Below are 16,736 nucleotides of genomic sequence, written 5' to 3'. Positions count from 1 at the left end.
GCTTTACCCTTGATGTCGGAGGAATCGTTCAAGCGTGCATGTGCATGTGCCATGCCTCGGCGGGAATACGCGTTGCGCAAGTCGAATGGCAGCGACGACGCACCTATCCGACAATCGGATCAATCCGCAGGAGGCGACCTTGAAGGCACTCATCTGGCATGGCAAGAAAGACATCCGTTACGACACCGTTCCGGACCCCGTGATCGAGCACGGCCGCGATGCGATCATCAAGGTATCGACTTGCGCGATCTGCGGCTCGGACCTCCATCTGTTCGATGGCTTCATGCCCGGCATGGAATCGGGCGATGTGATGGGTCATGAATTCATGGGCGAAGTGGTCGAAGTCGGCCGTGATAACACCGCCCTCAAAGTGGGCGATCGTGTCGTGGTGCCGTTCACGATCATCTGCGGCGAATGCGATCAATGCAAGCGGGGCAATTTCTCCGTTTGCGAACGCTCGAACCGGAACAAGGACGCCGCCGACAAACTCTTCGGTCATACGACGGCCGGCCTCTTCGGATACACGCATCTGACAGGCGGCTATGCGGGCGGACAGGCCGAATACGTACGCGTGCCGTTCGCGGACAAGACCCATATCAAGATCCCCGATGGCCTTTCCGACGAACAGGTGCTCTTTCTCGGCGACATCTTCCCGACCGGATGGCAGGCCGCGGTCAATTGCGAAATCGAACCGACCGACACCGTCGCGATCTGGGGCGCGGGCCCCGTCGGGCAGATGGCGATCCGCAGCGCGATATTGCTGGGGGCGCGACAGGTCATCGTCATCGATCACGTTCCCGAGCGGCTTGCGATGGCGCAGGCGGCGGGCGCGATCCCGATCAACTTCAAGGACGAAAGCGTGCTCGACCGCTTGCGCGATCTGACACAAGGCAAAGGCCCCGAGAAGTGTATCGATGCCGTCGGCATGGAGTCGCACGCGACGCGCTCGTTCGACGGCATCTACGATCGAATCAAGCAGGCCGTCATGCTCGAATCCGACCGGCCGCATGTGCTGCGCGAGATGATCTACGTGTGCCGTCCGGCGGGCGTGCTCTCGGTGCCGGGCGTGTATGGCGGACTGATCGACAAGATTCCGTTCGGCGCGGCGATGAACAAAGGTCTCACCTGGCGCATGGGGCAAACGCACGTCAATCGATGGAGCGACGACTTGCTCAAGCGCATCGAAGAAGGACAGATCGATCCGTCCTTCGTCATCACGCACCGGATGAATCTGGCGGACGGGCCGCAGATGTACGAAACCTTCCGCGATAAGCAGGACGGGTGCATCAAGGTGGTCCTGAAGCCTTAGTCGACGCACCCGCGCAGGGTGAGGACGCGTCGCTTTGCGTTTGGATGCGCGCTCGGGCCGGCGAAGCGGCGCGCGAGCGCGCGGACGCCGAAAGCGGCGCCTCTGCGACGTGCGTGATCATTGCGCGCATCCATCGCATTCAAGGACCGTGCTCGATGCGATGAAAGGCGCGCGCAGACAGCATGCCGACGCGTGAACGTCAGTCGTGGCGATGATGCTTGTGATGCTTGCCGCGATGGCCGTTATAGCCGCGGCTGTAGTCGTCCGCGTACGAATTCGAGCGCGAAACATTGCCGCCCAATGCCGCGCCCGCGCCGCCGCCGAGCGCCGCGCCGATCAGACCGCCGCCGCGGCCGCCCATGGCGTTGCCTGCCGCCGTGCCCGCACCGCCGCCGAGCGCGCCGCCGATGATCGCGCCCGTGCGCTCGCGACGGTTCGACGTGACCGCGCCGCCGGCGCCGCCACCTACCGCCCCGCCGAGCACCGCGCCCGTGCTGCCGCCCACCGCGCCGCCCAGCGCCGCGCCGGCTACGCCGCCGAGCGCGCCGCCGAGCGCATTGTTCATGTCGCCGGCCATCGCCGAAACCGACGCAGCAGCCGTGAGCGCTGCGATTGCAACGAGTCGAATGATTCGCTTTGACATAGTTCGGATGATTGTTTTTGAGACGGGCCGAGTATAACCGCGGCTTACGAAAACCTTCGGTAAAACTGCCGCACGTCGGCGGTAAGACTTGTAACAAAGTCCGATTGCCGACGTCGCGCGACCGCAGCCGACGCCTCGTCGATGGCGACGTTAGAATCTAATTCCGATTCGTCGAATCGTCCGCTACAGGAGGCCAGCGTGCCCGCGTTACTCCCTGACGTCGATCGAGATGGACTTCTCGAATACTCGGTCGTCTTCACCGACCGATCGATCAACCATATGTCGCAGCGCTTTCAGGGCGTCATGCGCGACATCTCCAACACCCTGAAGAAGGTCTACAACGCCAAGGCCGTCGCGGTCGTTCCCGGCAGCGGGACGTTCGGCATGGAAGCGGTCGCCCGGCAGTTCGCGACGAACAAGAAGTGCCTCGTCATCCGCAATGGCTGGTTCAGCTACCGCTGGTCGCAGATTTTCGACATGGGCGGCATTCCGTCCGAATCGACCGTGCTGAAGGCGCGCCCGGTCGCGCAAGGCAGGCAGGCCGCATTTGCGCCGCCGCCGATCGAAGAAGTCGTCGCCGCGATCAAGCAGAACAAGCCCGATCTCGTCTTCGCGCCGCACGTCGAAACCGCAGCCGGAATCATCCTGCCCGATTCGTATCTGCGCGCCGTGGCCGATGCGGCTCACGCCGTGGGCGGCATGTTCGTGCTGGACTGCATCGCCTCGGGCACCGTCTGGGTCGACATGGAAGCGAGCGGCGTCGATGTGCTCATCAGCGCGCCGCAAAAGGGATGGAGCGCGTCGCCGTGTTGTGGACTCGTCATGTTGAGCCCGCTCGCCCGCGAAAGAATCGACGCGACGACGAGCACGAGCTTCGCCTGCGACCTTCGCAAATGGCTGCAAATCATGGAAGCCTACGAGAACAACGGCTTCGCGTATCACGCCACGATGCCCACGGACAGTCTCACGACACTGCGCGATGTCATGAAGGAAACCGAGGCGTACGGCTTCGACAAAGTGCAAGCGGAGCAATTCGAGCTGGGCAAGCGCATCCGCTCGCTCTTGGCCGACAAGGGCTTCAAGAGCGTGGCGGCCGAAGGTTTCGAAGCGCCGGGCGTCGTGGTCTGCTACACGGACGATGACGGCATCCGCACCGGCAAGAAATTCGCCGATGCCGGCGTGCAGATCGCGGCGGGCGTTCCGCTTCAATGCGACGAGCCGGCAGATTTCAAGACCTTCCGCATCGGCTTGTTCGGGCTGGACAAGCTTCACGACATCGAAGGCACGGAGGCCCGATTCGCGAAGGCGCTGAACAGCATTCTGTAACGCGCGCGGCTAGCGTTGCGGCAGGGCGCGCCGCGTGAGATTCAGCACCAGCAGGAAGCCGATGAACATGACGATGCCGCCCGCGATCAGGCTCGCACCGATCGCGCCGCGATAGACCGCGACGATCTGCGCCTGCTGCGCCGCGCTCATCTGCGCGATCGCGGCGATACCGTGATCCAGCAGCGCCTGCGTATCGAGGGACGCAGGCAGCCCGCTCATCTCGCGCTTGAGCACGAAGGTCATGATGCCGCCGGACAACGCCACGCCCAGCGACGCTCCCAGCGAGCGCACGAATCCCATCGTCGCGGTGGCGGCGCCGAGCACGCGCTCGGGCACCGAGTTCTGCACGATGACCGTCGCGTTCGGCATGCCGATGCCCATGCCCGCGCCGAGCACCGCCATCGCGCAGAGAAAGAGCGGCACGCTCGCGCCGATATGCGCAAGCAAGGCGAGCGAGGCGAGACCGAGACATTCGAGAAAGACGCCGATCGACAGGAGCGTCGCGATACGCCGCATGCTGCCGACGGAAAAGCGTCCGCCGGTCACGGACGTGACGAGCATCATCGCGACTTGCGGCAGCATCATCGCGCCGGACTGCTCGGGCGTCTCGCCCAATACGAGCTGGAAATAGAGCGGCATGAAGACGAGCGAGCCCATCATCGCGAAGGCCATGATGCCGGAAGCCGCCACGCAGGTCGCGTAAGGCACGTTGCCGAAGAGCTTCAGATCGATGATCGGTTCCCGCGCGCGCCGCTCGACGAAGAACAGGGCGACGAAGCACGCGAGCGCAAGCACGCACGACAACGGCAAGCGCATGCCCGACATGAACGACGCGGACGCCGAATTGAACACCAGCAACAGCGCCGATGTCCCGATGCAGACCAGCACCGCGCCCGCGTAATCGACGGCGTGCTCGCCGCCGCGCTCGACCTTCGGCAGCGACATCATCACGAGCGCGAGCGACAGCGCGCCGATCGGCGGATTGATGTAGAACACCCATCGCCATGACGCGTGACTCGTGATGAAGCCGCCCAGCAACGGCCCCGCGACGCTGCTCACCGCGAACGCGCCGGTGAAGAGGCCCTGATAGCGCCCGCGCTCGCGCATCGGCACGATGCTGCCGACGAGCGTCTGCGACATCGTCATCAGCCCGCCGGCGCCGAATCCTTGCAGCGCGCGAAACAGAATGAGCGCGTTCATCGATCGCGCCGCGCCGCACAGCGCCGAAGCCACGAGAAAAATGCCGATGCTGAGCGCGAAGAACGGCTTGCGTCCGTACATGTCGGAGAGCTTGCCGTAGAGCGGCGCGCTGACCGTCGACGTCAGCATGAACGCGGTGACGACCCACGTAAGATGGTTCAGGCCGCCGAGTTCGCCCGCGATGACCGGCAGCGCGGTCGCCACGATGCTCTGGTCGAGCGCCGCGAGGATCATCGCGAGAATGAGGCCCGCGAACACGCGCCGGCGCTGGTTTAACGGGATCGGTGAAACGGCAACGTCGATTGTTTCTGTGGACATCGTGTAGCGAAAATTGGATGGAAGAACGCACTACGCGCGCAGCAGGATGCGTGCCCTTTCGGATAACATTCCTTGGTTAAGCAGGCCGGAGCGAGCGATGACAACCGCAACCGTATTCAACGAGCACGCCGATCACTGGCTCGCCGCGCGGCGCGATCCGGAGACGGGTATCGAAGGGCTGCGCGCGCATTTCAGCGGTCACGCCTACGATCCGCACGATCACGACGACATGCTGATCGGCTACACGGAACAAGGCGTGCAGCGCTTTCAGTGTCATCGGTCTTTGCATACGAGCGTGCCGGGCCGCGCGATATTGATCGAACCCGGCGCGCTGCACGACGGTCATGCGCCGGAAGCCGGCGGCTTCACCTACGCGATGCTGTACCTGCCGCAAGCATGGGTCGAACGCGCGGCGCACGAACTGAATCTTCCGGGCCTGCGCAGCGTCGAGGCGGCTTTCAGTCGAACGCTCGTCGACGATCGCCGGCTCGTCGACGTCATCCGCACGGCGTTCCACGCCATCTATCACGACGAAGGCAGGCTCGCGCGCGATCAGGCGTTCGATCGCCTGCTGACGCAACTCAGCGGCCAGTTGCGCGACGCGCCGTCGATCGGCGGCGTCACCGCGCCGCTCGCCGCCCTTCGCGCGCGCGATCTCCTGCATGAACAGATGGACGGCAACATCGGACTCGATGAGCTCGCGACCGTTGCGGGCATCGACCGGTTCCGCCTGACGCGCCTCTTCAAGCGGGCGTTCGGCACGTCGCCGCACGCGTATCTGGTGCGCTTGCGCCTGCGCGCCGCGCGTCGCTTGCTGGCGGCCGGTCATCGGCCCGCGCAGGTTGCCGCGATCGTCGGATTCTCGGATCAGAGCCACCTCGGCCGCTGGTTTCATCGCGCGTACCGGATGACACCGGCCGCGTATCGGCGGATGTGCACAAACGTTCCAGACTGAACGCCGCGAATCGCGCAACATGAATGTTCCAAGGAGGAACCTTCATGTTCGACACCAAAGTGGCGCTCATCGTGCGCGATGATCTGCCCGTCTGGCAAAAGCTCAATGTCGTCGCCTTTCTCGCGACCGGCGTCGCGGCCGCGGTGCCCGAAGCGCTCGGCGAGCCTTACGAGGACGCCGCCGGACATCGCTACGGCCGCATGCTGGGCCAGCCGATGCTCGTGTTCGCCGCCGATCTGTCCGGCCTGCAAGCCGCGCATCGACAGGCGATCACGCGCGAACTCAGAATCGTGCCGTATGTTCACGCGATGTTTTCCACCGGGCACGATGCCGCGAATCGCGAGGCATTTCGTGCCGAGGACGCGGCGAATCTCGATCTCGTCGGCCTCGCGCTGCACGGCGCCAAAAAGGCCGTCGACAAGGCGGTAAAGGGACTGGCCTTGCACGGCTGATTCGAGCCGCCTTGTCGGTCAATGCGACGACACGATGATGCTCGAAATGACGCCCGTGGCGATCGCCGCCAACACGAAGTCGCCGTTCACCTGCACCCACTGATAACCCGAGGGCGGAGCGTGCAGGTCATGCGCGCGCCAGTCCTTCACGACGTAACGCGATCCACGATACGAATCCGGCAGACGGTCGCCCGAATGCCAGTCCTGATGCGGCACCGGACGGCGCGCATCGTCGTGTCCGCGTGCTTCGGGTCCGGCGTTTCGCGGCTTGCCGGGCCCTTCCTGTTGTCGATGATCCGGGCCTGCATCCGGTCCGGCCGGTTGAGCGAACGCGGCCGTCTGTCCAAAGGTGATGACACAAAGAAGGGAAGCAATCGCAAGTCTGTTCATAGGCATCTCCATAAAACCAATGAGAGCGATGGCGCGCTCATTGATTCAATGCGATGCCTTTCGTTTCCTTACCGCAGGTCGCATCGGCGCGTGTGAATCGTTCATCGACCGAGCACCGTCACGGCGGGAAAGCGCATCAGATTTTCAACGTCCCACTCGTCGCCCAGATAGCGCGTATCCGGCAGCGCGCGAGGCGAGACGAGATCGGCGGACATGCCGCGCGCGATCAGACGTTGAAGAACGTCGTCACGCAGCCAGAACAGCGACCCGTCGTATATGGCGGGCCTGTAATCCGCCTTGAACGCGGCAAGCGAGTAGATGTCGCTGTCCCCGCTCCATACGCCATGCGTTTCGATGACTTCGGGACGTTCCGTGCTTATGTAGTCGCCCAGCTTCGCATACCCCTGACGCGTCAGCGATGGATTCGTCAGCAGCCCCAGATCCAGGATGTTCAGGCGTTCGCAGCACAATGCCGTGCCGCCGACGTCCGGCGTCAGGAACTTGAGCGTCGGCTGCCCGAGATGCTCGCGCAAGCGATCGACCGACGCGCCGGTCATCGCGAAGTTCTGTGGCGTTACGCCTCGCCAGTCGCCGGGCGATTGATTCCACACCCTCTTGCGAACCGCGCTTCCCATTGCATCCATCGAAGCCGGCAGCGCGCCGCGCATCGCCGCGCCGACGATCATCGTGTCGACGTTTTCGCGCAGCACCTTGGCGTTGAACACGAAGGTCCCGGCAAGGCACAGCAAGAGCCAGCGCAACACGCGCGGCCGACGCATGTTCGCGAAACGTTCCGCGAGCGATAGCACGAGGATCGGCAGCACCGCCACGAACATCCGGCCGGTATAGCCCCAGTTTCTTCCCGATATTAGTGCGAACACGCCAAAGGCCGCTATCAGAAGCAGCGGCATCGGATCGAGACGGCGCGCCTGACCGCCCTTCCAGCTCAGGACGATGCCAGCCAGCAGCGCGGCGTTCACGAAGAGAAAATCCTTGAGGCCGCGCAGCTTCTCCAGTAAGCCGTCCCAGCCCTTCTTGCTGTATGGCGCGTGAAGCTTGGCCAGAATGGTGTTCGGCAACAATACGCCGAAGACCCAATATCGCCAGAGCGTCATCAGCAGAAAACAAAGCATCAGGCACACGCACATTCGAAACGCGCGCGAGCGTTCCTGCGGGCAAAACACGACCATCCAGCCCAGCGCGAAACCCAGATAGAACACCGCTTCGAAGCGAGTCAGCATCAGAAGCGGCACGAGTGCATACGCGAGCGTCGATTGCGCGCGCCAGTAGAGCACGAACGCGAGCAGCAGCAACGCGAAGACCGTCATCTCCATGCCGTTGACGATCTCGGCCTGACACATCGGAAGCAGCCCGAGCAAGGACACGACGATGAGCCGATGCGTCGGGCTCGGCAATGACGGTTGAAGCGCGCGCCACATCAGCACCAGCGTAGCGCTGAGCGCGATGAACGAAAGCAGTTGCGCCGCCCTGATCGCTTCGAGAAAGCCCGGATGGAACAGCCAATGCCCGATCGCGAGCATCGCCGTCATGAGCAGCGTCGACGTACCTTCGCCCAACGGCGACACCGGGGTCAACGCAAACAATCCGTGCCGCCCGAGCGTCTGTGCATACGCGACGGTGATGGCGCCGTCGTCCCATCCGTATGGGCCGGCCAGCGCGATCGCCGTCAACGAAAGTACCGCGTACGCCACTGCGAAGAGCAACCCGGTGGCTTTCTCCTTCGCCTCGATCCTGTGCGTGACGTGTTCGGTCATAGGCAGACAGCGCTATTGCGACCGCAATCCGAACACGGCGACGCCATTCTTCGCGCCCACATACACCTTGCCGTTCGCGATCATCGGCGTGATGAACTTGTTGCCCGCACCGAACTGGTCGCGCGCGCCCGCATCGACGCTGCTGTAGAGCTGATGATTGAGATTGGTCGCGTCGTAGGCGCGCAGCACGCCGATCGACCCGTTCTCCGCCGCCCACAGAATCGCGTTCGACGTGCCGTTCGCCGAAATGCTCGGCGTCGCGCCCGGGAAGCCGAACGAGTTCAGCGTCTGACTCGACGGCGTGCGCGACAGCGCGGCGTTCGTTACCGTGAACGCCTTGATGTTGTCGCCGACCGAGCCGAAATAGACCCTGCCGTTGAAGTACGCGGGCGCGCCGAACATCGGTCCGCGTATCTGGCCGACGAGCTCCTGATAGATGTGATCCGCGTTCGAATCGAACTTGCCCATCGACCAGCGGTTGACGACATAGATCGTCGAGTTCTTGCCCGCGCCGACCGCGAGACGCCAGACCTTGCCGTTCGCATCGGTGAAATCGGGCAAGACCATCGCGCCGCCGGAACCGAGGTCTTCGTCCTCGTTCGATTGCTGCACCGTGTTCGACGGCTGGAAGTAGTCCTGCACTCTCAACGGCCCGAGGTTCAGCCGCAGGAAGCCGTTGCCGAAGTTGCCGTTGATCGGCATCTCGTGCTCGTTCTGCGTCGGATCGAAGGTGCCGTTGGCATCGAGGAAATAGATCGATTCGCCGTCCGACGCAGGGCCCGCGCCGCTCATCCAGATCGAGCCCATCTGGCCGTTCGGCGTGACGTTCAGCACGCTCGCCTGCTGCAGCGTGTTGGCGTCGTAGCCGATCACCCAGCCGGTGTACGGCATGAAATCGCAATGCGATGTCCACGCGGTATAGATGACGCCGTTCAACTGCAGCAACGCCGCGCGCTCGGCGTACTGACCCGGATCGAACGTCAGCGTGCCGTTCTGGCTGCCCGCGCCGTTGCCCGGATAGGTCGCGCGGATTTCGGTCGGACCGTTGAAGAGCTCGGCGCCCGTCGTGATATCGAGCGCGTGGATGCGCTGGTGATAGCCGCCCGACGCGTCCTTCGACATGCCGACGACATACATCGCGCCGTTCGGTCCGCGCCCGCGATCGATGACGGGCGTCGCCGTCACACCGATCGTCGGCGTGATCTGGTGGCACTTGTGATCGTCGCTCGGATTCTCGCCGCTGCCGAGCGTCGAGACTCTCCAAAGCGTCGCGCCGCTGTCGGCATCGAACGCGTAGACGCTTCCGTTCTCGGTCGCGACGTACACGACGTTGTGCGTGGCGCCCCCGATCGGAACGTTCGCGAGAAAGAGCGGCTGCGCGTCGACGGCGCCATCGACGGAATAGAAAGCCACCTTGCCGAACGTGTTCTGGTTGACGTTCGCGAGCGTGAGGGTCGTTTCGGCGAGTTGCTGTCCGGTGCGGGCGATGTCGTTGTGCCAGGTGACGACGTCCATCGCGTTGCTGGGCGACGTTGCCTTCGCCACGCTCGACGCGGCCCGGCTCGCCGCGGCCGATGTCGCATCGCCGCCGGAGTCGCCGCCACTGCACGCGGCGATGATTGCCGCGATCAGCACGGCGCCGAGTGCGGCGGCATAAGCGGAAAAACGCGCATTCATTTGCATTCTCCTTCTCCGGAAGGGGCCGGAACGGACAACGCGGTGTCGGGCGACATCGGTGCTGCAACAGAGCAATCGTGATGCCCCATAGCAGCGTGTACCCGCAAACCAGCGCATCAGCGAAGCGAGGAAGCCGTCGAGCGCCCCGAGGGACGCAATTCGGCCGCTATTGAACATCGGGAAACGGAGGGCGAGCGACGAACCTGGCTTACAAAAGAGCGCGTCAGCTTTGCTCGCGACTCGCGCGCCTTCGCGGAATGGTGACGGAGAACCAGAGCAGTCTTGTCACCGAACGTTCGGGCGTAACGGGGAAGGCTCTTTACCGACTGAAAGCTATCGCAAATCGCGGAGTGAATCAATCGCGCAGGCTTTACATTGCACTTTTCGAAATCGTGCGCGTCGTTGATGACATGTTGCCGGGGCTGTAAAAACGAATGTGGGGGAGTGCACATATCTACCTACTTATTTCGCGTCTCGAACTTTTTTTGCCGATTTGGGCTGCTAATCTTTGGGCCAATGGTCATGCAAATCGCAAGGCCGTCTGTCCGGATGTCCGACATGCAAGTCTCACCTTGAGAGCCCTCGCCGGGACCAGGAACGTGCCGATGACGACGATTTCGGAAATCCGCGAAACGATGCCCGACCGAATGACATCCGGCATGCAGGCGCCCCCGCGCTCATCGGCTCGCCGCTCGCTGCTTCGCCACATGGCCGCGCTCGCTCTGGGTGCAGTGTCGTCGCCCTCCTTCGCGCAGCATGGCGATCTCGGACTCGTCACGCCGCCAGTCCGTCTCGACGATACATGGCTCGTCGATCAGACCGGCAAGAAGCGTCTGCTCAGCGACTTGCTGCATCAGCGCGTGACTGCAGTGCAAACCGTCTATACCGGCTGCGGCACGATATGTCCCTTGCAAGGCGCGTTGTTCAACGCGGTTCAGGAACGGATACCGCAAATCCGCGCGCGTCGTCCGGTGCAATTGCTGTCGGTCGGGATCGATCCGCTTTCGGATTCGCCGTCGGCATTGCGCGCGTGGCTCGCGCGCTTTCAGGCGGGTTCCGCCTGGAATGCAGCGACGCCGGCACTCGCCGATGTCGACCGGATGCGCGTGGCGCTCTCGGGCAGCAACGCGCCTCTCGGCGACATCGCTGACCATTCCACCCAGGTCTATTGCTTCGATGCCAACGCGATGTTGCGCTGGCGAAGCGCCGATCTTCCTCGCGTCGAAGACATCTGCGATGTGCTCGGCGCGCTCGCACGTACGTAACCCGCTTCATGTACGGGGTGCAACCATGCCTGGAATCCGTTCGACGAGCCACGCGTCAAGCCTGTTCGTCCGATGCATGCGCTTCTTGCTGCTCGTCGCGTTGCCGCTGGCATTGGCGGGCATGCCGCACGCCGCGCGCGCGCAAAGCTCGGCGCCCATCACGCTGAGCGGCACCAGCCTGTGCGCCGACGTGAGCGGCGAATCGAGGGCGCCGGGCGCGCCCGTGATTACGTGGTCCTGCTGGGGCGGCGCGAATCAGCAGTGGTTTCCGTCAGCGACCGGCACGCGCTACAACCTCATCAATCAGAACAGCGGCCTGTGCATGGACGTCTCGGGCCAAAGCCAGAGTCCGGGCGGCCCCGTCATCCAGTGGACCTGCAATGGCGGCGCGAATCAGGCGTTCTCGTTGACGCCGCAAGGCGCGGGCTACGCGATCGTCGCGGGACATAGCGGCTTGTGCGTGACCGCATCGAGCACGACGTCGCAAGGCAATCAACTATCGCAGCAAGTGTGCAACGGAAGCGCGACGCAAACGTGGCAAGTGGCCGGCCTGCCGGTACAGCAAGCCGCATTGCCGTCGAAGTGGACGACGCCGTATCAGTTGCCGCTCGTCCCGCTGCAAGCCGCCAATCTGCCCAATGGAAACGTGCTCGTCTGGTCGGCCGACGCGCCGCTCGACTTCACCGACAGCGCGAATCCGCCGGCGAGAACCTACACGGCGATCTTCAATCCATCGAACGGCACGAGTTCGCAAGTGATCGTGACCAATACCGCGCACGACATGTTCTGCCCCGGCATTTCCAATCTCCCCGATGGCCGCATCTTCGTGACCGGCGGATTGAGCGTGCGGCAGACCAGCATCTATTCGCCGACGACCAACACATGGACCGCGGGCAATCAGATGAACATCCCGCGCGGCTATCAGGGCAGCGTGACGCTGAGCAACGGCAACGTGTTCGTCATGGGCGGATCGTGGAGCGGAGGGCTCGGAGGAAAGTCCGGCGAAACGTGGACCTCGGGTTCGGGCTGGCGGATCAATAGCGCGATTCTCGACGATTACATCGTCACGAACGACGCGAGAGGCGTGTTCCGCTCCGACAATCACGCGTGGATGTTCGCGGTCGGCAACGGACGCGTGTTCCATGCGGGACCGAGCAAGGCGATGCACTGGTTCGATACGGCGGGCAACGGCAACGTGAGCCCGGCCGGCAACCGTGGCAGCGACGGCGACGCGATGAACGGCAACGCGGTCATGTACGACGTCGGCAAGATTCTCGCGGTCGGTGGCGCGCCGAGCTACGATCAGTCGCCGGCCACGGCCAACGCGACGCTCATCGACATCAGCAGCGGCAACGCGACGACGCGGACCATCCCGCCGATGAGCTACCGGCGCGCGTTCAACAACAGCGTCGTGCTGCCGAACGGACAGGTCGTCGTGATCGGCGGACAGACCTTCGCCGAGCCTTTCTCGGACAACAACGCGGTCCTCACCCCGGAACTCTGGGACCCCGCGACCAACACGTTTTCCCCGCTCGCGCAGCAGGCCGTGCCGCGCACCTATCACAGCGTCGCGCTGCTGCTGAACGACGGACGCGTGCTGAGCGGCGGCGGGGGTCTGTGCGGATCATGCTCGACCAATCACACCGACATCGAGATCCTGACGCCGCCGTACCTGCTCAACTCGGACGGTTCCGCCGCGTCGCGTCCGACTCTCAGCTCCGTTCCGAGCGATGCGCAGCTCGGCACGACGATCGTGGTGACGGCCAGCCGGAGCACGCGCGCATTCGTGCTGATGCGCTCGTCTTCGGTTACGCATTCGCTGAACAACGAGCAACGACGCGTGCCGCTCACGTTCAGCGTCGGTACGGCGGGCGAATTCCAGTTGAACATTCCGTCCGATCCGGGCGTCGTCGTCCCCGGCTATTACATGCTGTTCGCGCTGAACGCCAACGGCGTGCCGAGCGTTTCGCGCGTGCTGCGCGTGCGTTGAATGGCCCGACGCCGCTTCCTCGAGGCGCGGGCCGCGGCGATGCGCGTCGCATTCGTCGCGGTCGTCGCATTCGTCGCGGTCGTGGCAATTGCGCCGCTTGCGCGCGCGCAGACCGCATGCGACCCCGCCGACATGGGCTGCGCGATCTTCAACGGACAACATCCGATGACCGCGCATCTGCGCGACGACGAGCGCCCGTTGCCTTCCTTTGCGACGCGATGCGTCAATTGCCACGTCGGCACATCGACGAAACCCGCGTTCGCGCCGCCGCTGACGCACGACGCCCTGCTCGGCGTCGCAAGCCGCCGTGGCGGGCCGCTCAGTCACTATGACGCGACGTCCTTCTGCCGCGCCGTGAAGGACGGCATCGATCCGGCGGGCGTGCTGCTGCGCAAGTCGATGCCCCACTACCGCATCGCCGATACCGAATGCCAGGCGCTTTGGCAATACGTCATGCATCGATGAGCGCGGGCGCTACGCGTTCCGGCGAGAGGTATTTATTGCCTCAACCGTCAGAAGAATCATTCCAATAAGGGCTTAACCCGCTAATGAGCTTTCGACGAAGGTCGTAAAACATGCAAACCGTGTACAGGATTGATCATGTTTCACCTTCGCCTCAGAACCTTGATCTCGTGGTCTCGCCGGCGTTTCGCGACCACGCTGGTTCTGGCGACGCTGTCGGCGTCCGGGCTGTGCCTCGCCGCACTCGCCGCCGTTTCCATCACCGTCGATCGCGACATCGGCGAGCGGGAATTGCGCCGGGCGCTCGACGTCGGCTCGGAGCTCGAACTGCTCGTCGATCTGCATCTCGCCGCCAACACCGACTTCCTCAAGGGCGTCGGCTCGGCCACGTTCGAATCGCGCGCGTGGCCCATCGCCCGCGCGGTGATGGTGGCGCGCGCCTATAACCATCTCGATGCGCTGCTCGCCGATTCGCCCGCAGCCGCCGAAAAGCTCGCGGAACTCAGACGCCTGAGCGGCGAATGGCCCAAAGCGCTGCAGGATGCCGCGGCGAACGTCGCGCTTGCGTCGCATGGCACCGCAGTCGACTCCGGACGGTTGCTCCTCGCCAACGCGTCGCTGAAATCGATCATGGACATTCTCGCCCTGCTGCGCAGCGACGAGCGGGAGCTGATCGCCAGCATGCAGGAGAAAGCGCAATCGCAGATTCTGAAGCAGCGCATCGCGCTCATCGTGGGTCTCGCCGCCGGCATGCTGCTGCTCGCGTTCGCGGCGTCGAGCCGGCATCGCTCGGCGCTCGCGAAGAACGCGGCGCGCATCGTCGCCGATGAAGCACAGAAACGCTTCAGCCAGTACTTCGACCAGCATCCGGTCGCGATGCTGATCTTCGATGTCGGGAACGGCGCGATTCTCACCGCGAACGCGGCAGCGCAACGTCAGTACCGGGCGACGCTGGAACAGCTCAACGCGCTGACGATCTTCGATCTGCGCCCCGCCGAAGAAGTCGCGAACTTCCGGCTCGATCTCGCGGGCTACGTGCAGTCGGGAGCCGGTTCGGGCGCGGGCGGCATCCGACGTCATCGCAGGCTCGATGGCGATGTCATCTTCGTGGACGTGTCGTTTCATCTGCTTTCGTTCGGCGGTCACGAGGCGTGTTTCATCACCGCTCACGACGTCACCGCGCACGAGAACGCGAAGGAACAACTGCACCTTCGCAGCCGCGCGCTCGAAGCGACGCGCGACGCCATCGTCATTTCGCATCTCTCTTGCGGCTCGCACCGCATCACGTATGCGAACACCGCGTTCGAGCGCCTGACGGGCCGCCGCGTGGCGGATGTGCTCGGCGCACAAACGCAGGCGGCGCTCGGCTGGGATCGCGCGATGCCCGAGACCGGATCGCTGACGCACGCGATGCGCGGCAATGTCGAAGCATCGCGACTGCTGAAGATGTCGCGCAGCAACGGCTCGACGTTCTGGAGCGATACCTACGTCGGTCCGATTCTCGACGACCACGGACGCGTCACGCACAGCATCACGGTGTTGAGCGACGTGACGGAGCGCGTGCGCCATCAGGAGCAGTTGAAGCGCCAGGCGCTCGAAGATCCGCTGACCGGTCTGCCGAACCGGCTCGCGCTCGGCGAACTGTTCGACCACGCCGTGCGGATCGCGCGGCGCAACGGCGACCGGCTCGGATTCATCTTCCTCGATCTGGACAACTTCAAGGACGTCAACGACAGCCTCGGTCATGCGGCCGGCGACGATGTGCTTCGCGAAGTCTCGCGACGGCTCGAATCGAGCGTCACGCCGCCCGGTTTCGTCGCGCGTTACGCAGGCGACGAGTTCGTCGTGCTGCTGCCGGGCCGGAGCCAGGACGAATGCCTCGCCCATGCCCGGCAGATCGCGACGCTTCTCGCGCAGCCGATGAAAGCCGCCGATGCCACCGTCGTCTCCGTCGCGAGCATGGGCGTCGCGTTCTTTCCCGATCACGGCAGCGACGCCGAGACGCTGCTGCGCGCCGCCGATGCGGCGATGTATCGCTCGAAGTCGCTTCACGCCGGTTCGATACAGGTTTTCGATCCGGAGATCGCGGCGGCGGAGACGGCGCGCAGCGCCATGGTCAAGGCGCTGGGACTCGCCATCGCGAAGAACGAACTGTTCGTGCTGTATCAGCCGAAGATCTGCCTGCGCACGCGGCGGGTCGAAGGCTTCGAAGCGCTGCTCCGATGGCAGAGCAAGGAGTTCGGCCTCGTGAATCCCGCGCAGTTCATCCCGCTCGCGGAGAGCACGGGGCTCATCGTGCAGATCGGCGAATGGGTGCTGGAGCAGGCGTGCCGGCAGGCCGGCGAATGGGCGAGGCTGTCGCCGTTCGTCGTGGTGGCGGTGAATGTCTCGCCCGTGCAGTTCGAACGCAGCGACGTCCCGGCGATGGTCGCGCGCGTGCTCGAACGCTCGCGTGTCGATCCGCGCAATATCGAACTGGAGATCACCGAAAGCACGCTCATGGCGCCCGGCGCGCTGCCTTCGCTGCAAGCGCTGCGCAGGCTCGACGTGTCGATCGCCATCGACGATTTCGGCACGGGCTTTTCGAGCCTGGGCTACGTGCGCAGCTTCATGGTCGATCGGGTCAAGCTCGATATGTCGTTCGTGCGCGGCATCGGTTGCTCGCGCGCCGACGAAGTCATCGTGAAGGCGGTCATCGCCATGGGCCAGGCGCTGGACATACGCGTCGTCGCGGAAGGCGTGGAAACGGCGGATCAGCTCGATTATCTGATCGACAACGGCTGCGACGAAGTACAGGGCTTCTGGCTGGGATGCCCGATGCGACCGGAACTGGCCGAAATATCGCTGATGCAATCGGCGCTCGCGCCGAGCGTCGCCTGACGGCGTTTGCGCCGATTCCCAATGCCACGCGAATGCGCTAGATTCTCCGTCGCGAGCGCTTCGCCGAATCGTGTCAATTCAGACACATTATGTG

General features: G+C 64.1%; 13 protein-coding genes. 8 read left to right on the top strand and 5 right to left on the bottom strand.

Annotation, left to right across the window (positions count from 1 at the left end; genetic code table 11):
• The first annotated feature begins 139 nt into the window (after window positions 1-139).
• Window positions 140-1,309: a zinc-dependent alcohol dehydrogenase gene (locus tag BG60_RS08010; protein WP_008345760.1), complete on the top strand. Its 1,170-nt coding sequence runs from the start codon at window positions 140-142 to the stop codon at window positions 1,307-1,309.
• Between the two features lie 199 nt (window positions 1,310-1,508).
• On the opposite strand, the gene BG60_RS08005 is transcribed toward BG60_RS08010, so the two are convergent.
• On the bottom strand, window positions 1,509-1,952 hold the full coding sequence (locus BG60_RS08005; protein ID WP_008345762.1) for a hypothetical protein: 444 nt from the start codon (window positions 1,950-1,952) through the stop codon (window positions 1,509-1,511).
• 198 nt (window positions 1,953-2,150) lie between these two features.
• On the opposite strand from BG60_RS08005, the gene BG60_RS08000 reads away from it, so the two are divergent.
• Complete coding sequence (locus tag BG60_RS08000) at window positions 2,151-3,278, top strand: aminotransferase class V-fold PLP-dependent enzyme (RefSeq protein WP_008345764.1); 1,128 nt, start codon at window positions 2,151-2,153, stop codon at window positions 3,276-3,278.
• A gap of 9 nt (window positions 3,279-3,287) precedes the next feature.
• Here BG60_RS08000 and BG60_RS07995 read toward each other — a convergent pair whose 3' ends face one another.
• Window positions 3,288-4,796, bottom strand: a complete 1,509-nt coding sequence (locus BG60_RS07995) for an MDR family MFS transporter (RefSeq protein ID WP_033535645.1) — start codon at window positions 4,794-4,796, stop codon at window positions 3,288-3,290.
• Between the two features lie 97 nt (window positions 4,797-4,893).
• Between BG60_RS07995 and BG60_RS07990 the strand changes: the two genes are divergently transcribed.
• The gene (locus tag BG60_RS07990; protein ID WP_008345768.1) at window positions 4,894-5,751 is read left to right on the top strand and encodes an AraC family transcriptional regulator; all 858 of its coding nucleotides are present in this window, start codon (window positions 4,894-4,896) and stop codon (window positions 5,749-5,751) included.
• A gap of 44 nt (window positions 5,752-5,795) precedes the next feature.
• Window positions 5,796-6,203: a DUF2000 domain-containing protein gene (locus BG60_RS07985; protein ID WP_008345769.1), complete on the top strand. Its 408-nt coding sequence runs from the start codon at window positions 5,796-5,798 to the stop codon at window positions 6,201-6,203.
• A gap of 18 nt (window positions 6,204-6,221) precedes the next feature.
• Here the strand turns inward: BG60_RS07985 and BG60_RS07980 are convergent, their stop codons facing one another.
• From BG60_RS07980 to BG60_RS07970, 3 genes are all read right to left on the bottom strand, one after another.
• Window positions 6,222-6,593, bottom strand: coding sequence for an RcnB family protein (locus tag BG60_RS07980; RefSeq protein WP_008345771.1), 372 nt, complete (start codon window positions 6,591-6,593; stop codon window positions 6,222-6,224).
• Between the two features lie 101 nt (window positions 6,594-6,694).
• Window positions 6,695-8,368 (bottom strand): hypothetical protein, encoded by a 1,674-nt coding sequence (locus BG60_RS07975; RefSeq protein WP_008345772.1) that lies wholly within the window; start codon window positions 8,366-8,368, stop codon window positions 6,695-6,697.
• A 12-nt stretch (window positions 8,369-8,380) separates the two neighbouring features.
• A complete protein-coding gene (locus BG60_RS07970; protein ID WP_008345774.1) occupies window positions 8,381-10,045 on the bottom strand; it encodes an outer membrane protein assembly factor BamB family protein in 1,665 nt (554 codons plus the stop codon).
• A gap of 605 nt (window positions 10,046-10,650) precedes the next feature.
• On the opposite strand from BG60_RS07970, the gene BG60_RS07965 reads away from it, so the two are divergent.
• The 4 genes from BG60_RS07965 (at window position 10,651) to BG60_RS07950 (ending at window position 16,642) form a co-directional block, all read left to right on the top strand.
• A complete protein-coding gene (locus tag BG60_RS07965; RefSeq protein ID WP_008345776.1) occupies window positions 10,651-11,310 on the top strand; it encodes an SCO family protein in 660 nt (219 codons plus the stop codon).
• 25 nt (window positions 11,311-11,335) lie between these two features.
• The gene (locus BG60_RS07960) at window positions 11,336-13,300 is read left to right on the top strand and encodes an RICIN domain-containing protein (protein WP_033535643.1); all 1,965 of its coding nucleotides are present in this window, start codon (window positions 11,336-11,338) and stop codon (window positions 13,298-13,300) included.
• Window positions 13,301-13,765, top strand: a complete 465-nt coding sequence (locus tag BG60_RS07955) for a hypothetical protein (protein WP_051996442.1) — start codon at window positions 13,301-13,303, stop codon at window positions 13,763-13,765.
• 135 nt (window positions 13,766-13,900) lie between these two features.
• Window positions 13,901-16,642 carry an EAL domain-containing protein gene (locus tag BG60_RS07950; RefSeq protein WP_008345781.1) on the top strand — a complete coding sequence of 914 codons (2,742 nt, stop codon included), beginning with the start codon at window positions 13,901-13,903 and terminating at the stop codon, window positions 16,640-16,642.
• Window positions 16,643-16,736 lie beyond the last annotated feature (94 nt).

The sequence above is a fragment of the Caballeronia zhejiangensis genome (assembly GCF_000698575.1).
GTDB lineage: Bacteria > Pseudomonadota > Gammaproteobacteria > Burkholderiales > Burkholderiaceae > Caballeronia > Caballeronia zhejiangensis.
Note: the sequence above shows the minus strand (reverse complement) of the source record. Positions and strands in the feature narration are given on the sequence as shown.